4 protein-coding genes are annotated in these 4,454 nt (G+C 68.6%); 3 read left to right on the top strand and 1 reads right to left on the bottom strand.

Annotated features, from left to right (window positions below):
- Positions 1-40 precede the first annotated feature (40 nt).
- Positions 41-1,048: a zinc-binding alcohol dehydrogenase family protein gene (locus tag QMX83_RS20405; RefSeq protein WP_282298461.1), complete on the bottom strand. Its 1,008-nt coding sequence runs from the start codon at positions 1,046-1,048 to the stop codon at positions 41-43.
- 96 nt (positions 1,049-1,144) lie between these two features.
- On the opposite strand from QMX83_RS20405, the gene QMX83_RS20410 reads away from it, so the two are divergent.
- The 3 genes from QMX83_RS20410 to QMX83_RS20420 all read left to right on the top strand — a co-directional run bounded on the left by QMX83_RS20410 (position 1,145) and on the right by QMX83_RS20420 (position 4,387).
- Complete coding sequence (locus QMX83_RS20410) at positions 1,145-2,062, top strand: LysR family transcriptional regulator (protein WP_282298462.1); 918 nt, start codon at positions 1,145-1,147, stop codon at positions 2,060-2,062.
- A 73-nt stretch (positions 2,063-2,135) separates the two neighbouring features.
- Positions 2,136-2,762: a leucine efflux protein LeuE gene (gene leuE, locus QMX83_RS20415; protein ID WP_282298463.1), complete on the top strand. Its 627-nt coding sequence runs from the start codon at positions 2,136-2,138 to the stop codon at positions 2,760-2,762.
- Between the two features lie 191 nt (positions 2,763-2,953).
- On the top strand, positions 2,954-4,387 hold the full coding sequence (locus tag QMX83_RS20420; RefSeq protein WP_282298464.1) for an amino acid permease: 1,434 nt from the start codon (positions 2,954-2,956) through the stop codon (positions 4,385-4,387).
- Positions 4,388-4,454: the final 67 nt, after the last annotated feature.

Genomic DNA, 4,454 nt, shown 5'->3' on the forward strand with positions numbered 1-4,454 from the left:
GGGCCGGCGGGGGGGGGCTGGGCGGGGGGGGCCGCCTGACTCAGAACCCTTCCAGCACCAGCTTGCCGCGCGCGCGATGGCTTTCGATCAGCGCGTGGGCGCGGCGCAGGTTGGCGGCGTCGATACGGCCGTAGTGCTCGCCCAGGGTGGTACGCAGCACGCCGGCGTCGACCAGTTCGGCGACCCGGTTGAGCAGGTCGTGCTGGCGCTGCAGATCCGGAGTGCCGAAAGTGGAACGGGTGAACATCGACTCCCAGTGCAGCGACAGGCTCTTGCGCTTGAGCGCCATCACGTCGAGCTGGCCCGGGTCGTCGATCAGCGCCAGCTGGCCCTGCGGTTCCAGCGCGGACACGATCTGCGCGTAGTGCTGGTCGGTGTGGGTCAGGCTGGCCACATGGGTGACGGCGTTGATGCCGATCCGGGCCAGGCCTTCGGTGAGCGGCTGGCTGTGGTCGATGACGTGGTGCGCACCCAGGTCCAGCACCCAGTCCTGGGTGTCCGGTCGTGAGGCGGTACCGATCACGGTGAGCTGGGTCAGCTTGCGGGCCAGCTGCACCAGGATCGAGCCCACGCCGCCGGCCGCGCCCACCACCAGCAGGGTCTGGCCGGCACCGCCGCCTTCGGCGATGCGCAGGCGGTCGAACAGCAGTTCCCACGCGGTGATCGCGGTCAACGGCAACGCCGCCGCGGCGGCGTCATCCAGGCTGGCCGGCTTGCGGCCCACGATGCGCTCGTCAACCAGCTGGTATTCGGCATTGCTGCCCGGGCGGTTGATGTCGCCCGCGTAGTAAACCGCGTCGCCCGGCTGGAACAGGCTGACCTCGCTGCCCACCGCGTCGACGATGCCGACTGCGTCCCAGCCGATCACGCGCGGCTCTGTGACCGCGACGTTGCGGCGGACCTTGGTGTCGACCGGATTGACCGAGATCGCCCGCACCTGCACGCGCAGGTCGCGCGGGCCGGGGGCGGGCATCGGCAGCTCCAGGTCGACCAGGGCCGCCGGGTCGGTGATCGGCAGGCCGTGCTGGGAGTAAGCGATGGCTTTCATGTGAGGGCGATCCAGAAAAGGGAGGCCCAGCTTGGACCGCCCTCACCTGCCCGGAAAGGCGCAGAATGCAACATCACTTTCACTCTGGAAGAGAAAATGGTCCGGTTCGAGGATCTGGCGCTGTTCGTCCGGACTGCCGCCCTGGGCAGCTTTTCCCAGGCTGCACGGGAAGCCGACCTGCTGCCCGGCCAGGTCGCGGCTGCGGTGGCCCGGCTGGAGCGCGAACTGGACCTGCGCTTGTTCGTGCGCACCACCCGCAGCCTGCGCCTGACCGCCGAGGGCGGGCTGTACCTGCCCTACGCGCAGGACGTGCTGGCCACGCTGCAGGAGGCCGACGACCGGGTCCGTGGCGAGGATGCCGAGCTGCGCGGCGTGCTGCAGGTGGCCGCGCCTTCGGATCTGGGCCGCAACGTGCTGCTGCCCTGGCTGACTGAGTTCCGTGCCGCGCACCCGAAGCTGCAGCTGCGCCTGCTGCTCTCGGACCAGGTCGCCGACGTGTTCCGCGACCCGGTCGACATCGCGTTCCGGCTGGGTCGCTTCGACAGCGCGCGCTATGTGGCGCTGCCTCTGCTGCCCGACAACCGCCGGGTGCTGGTGGCATCGCCCGACTACCTGGCCCGGTGCGGAGCGCCGGCAGACCTGGACGCGCTGAAGGAGCATCAGTGCCTGCTCTATCAGCTGGCCGGGCGTCCCTACGACCGCTGGAGCTTCGAGCAGGGCGGACGCCGCGTGGTGGTGCCGGTGCGCGGGCACCTGGTCTGCGACGACGCCGACGTGGTGCGACGCTGGGCAGTGGCCGGCGAAGGCATCGTGTTCAAGTCGTGGCTGGACGTGTGCGAGGACGTGCGTGCCGGGCGGCTGCAGGTGCTGCTGGACGGTGCCGGCGACAGCCTGCCGTTGAACCTGGTGTGCCCGCACCGCAAGCAGTTCTCCACCGCCCTGCGCCAGCTGCAGGCCCTGTGCGCGGCACGGCTGCAGCCGATGCTGGACGGATTGCCGCCGCCTCCGGTCTGAAAGCGACAGCGGATGCTATCCGCGCCGGGCGCCTTGTCCGACAATGGCGTCCCCCCGAAGTTGAGTCACCGCCATGCCGTGGATGGGCATCCAGGATCTGTGGACCTTTGTCGCCGCCGTGCTGGTGTTCCTGATGCTGCCTGGACCGGGCACTTTCACCCTGCTCACCGCCACCGGTCGCGGCGGCGTCCGCGGCGGCTACACCGCGCTCGCCGGCCTGCTGCTCGGTGACCAGATCCTGATGTGGCTGGCGGTGGCCGGCGTGGCCGCGCTGCTCAAGGCCAATCCCGTGGTGTTCCACACCGTGCAGTACCTGGGCGCGGCCTACCTGGTGTGGGTCGGCATCAGCCTGCTGCGCGAGCCGCGCGAGGGCGCTCAACCGGGTGGCATCCGCCTGCAGCCGGGCCACTACTTCCGGCAGGCGATCCTGGTCAGCCTGCTCAATCCGAAGGCGATCATCTTCTACATGGCCTTCCTGCCGTTGTTCATCGACCCGGTGCGGCACCAGGGTCTGGTGACCTTCGCAGCGCTGGCCGGGCTGATCTTCGTGCTCAGCGTCGCGTACTGCTCGCTGCTGATCGGGGTCGGCAACCTGCTGCGGCGGCGGATCATCCAGCACCCGCGCGTTGGTGTCGTGCTGAAGCGCGTGGCCGGCGTGTTCCTGATCGGGTTCGGCGTGCGCCTGGGGCTGAGCGGCTGACCGTGAGTCGCCGGCTGGGCGGGGGGCGACCGGCGCGATGTCGCTATTTCGCCCGGTTTTTGTGCCGATTCCGGCAAAGCTTGATCAATAGCAGAATCCTCAGGTCGATCACGACGCTTGGCAGTAGTAATGCTGCGGCGCGTTCGGTCACACTCGGGCACTTGTCGATTGCAGTCAATCCGTGAGGTCCCATGTCATCCTTGTTGCGGCGCAAATCCCTGGGTTCGGTCACCGAACATGAATCTGGCAGGCGACTGATTCCCACGCTGAGCTGGCCGCACCTGATCGCGCTGGGCATCGGTGCCATCGTCGGCACCGGCATCTACACCCTGATCGGCGTTGGCGCGAACCTCGCCGGCCCGGCCGTGCTGATCTCCTTCGCCATTGCCGGTGCGGTCTGCGCCTGCGCCGCGCTGTGCTACGCGGAGCTGTCGACGATGATGCCGGCGGCCGGCAGTGCCTATTCCTACAGCTACACCGCACTGGGTGAGCTGTTTGCCTGGGTGGTGGGCTGGAGCCTGGTGCTGGAGTACTCACTGGTCGTGAGTACCGTGGCGGTCGGCTGGTCCGGCTACTTTGTCGGCTTCCTGGAATGGATCCATTCCAGCTACGGCATCGACATCCGTCTACCGGCGGCACTCTCGGCCGGCCCGCACGTGGAAGGCGGCGTGTTCAACCTGCCGGCAGTGCTGATCACCTGGGTGGTGGCCGGTGGCCTGATGCTGGGCACCAAGGAAAGCGCGACCCTCAACGCCATTCTGGTGGTGCTGAAGATCATCGCGCTGGCGGTGTTCGTGGCCGTTGCCCTGCCCGCGTTCGACCCGGCCAACCTGCAGCCGTTCATGCCGCACGGTTTCGCCAAGACGCTGGGCCCTGACGGTGTCGAGCGCGGCGTGATGGCCGCCGCGGCGATCATCTTCTTCGCGTTCTATGGTTTCGACGCCATCTCCACGGCGGCGGAAGAAGCCAAGAACCCGGGCCGCGACCTGTCGATCGGCATCATCGGCTCGATGATCGGCTGCACCATCATCTACATGCTGGTGGCGCTGGCCGCGATTGGCGCGATGAGCTACGCGGTGTTTGGCCACAGCGCCGAGCCGCTGGCCCTGATCATGCGTGAGCTGGGCCAGCCCAAGGCGGCGGCGGTGATCGGCATCGTCGCCATCGTGGCGCTGCCGACCGTGCTGCTGGCCTTCCTGTTCGGGCAAAGCCGCGTGTTCTTCGTGATGGGCCGCGACGGCCTGCTGCCGCGCGGTCTGTCGGCCGTGAACAAGCGCACCGGCACGCCGGTGGCCACCACCCTGTTCAGTGCCCTGGTGGTCTCGGCGCTGGCCGGTGTGGCGCGTCTGGATGAGATCGCCGCACTGGCCAATGCCGGCACCCTGGCGGCATTCACCGCGGTGGGCATCTGCCTGGTGGTGATGCGCAAGCGCGAGCCGAATGCCAAGCGCACCTTCCGCACGCCGCTGGCCTGGTTCGTCGGTCCCGCCGCTGCGCTGGGCTGCATCTATCTGTTCATCAGCCTGCCGAGCAGCACCCAGCTGTACTTCCTGATCTGGAACGTGATCGGTCTGGCGGTGTACTTCCTGTACAGCCGCCGGAATGCGCTGATCGGCAAGGCGTGATCGGGTCTTGGTAGCGCCCGGGGGGGGGGGGGGGCCCCCCCGGGGGTGGGGGGGGTATGGGGGGGCG

The organism is Stenotrophomonas sp. PS02289 (assembly GCF_029960115.1).
GTDB lineage: Bacteria > Pseudomonadota > Gammaproteobacteria > Xanthomonadales > Xanthomonadaceae > Stenotrophomonas.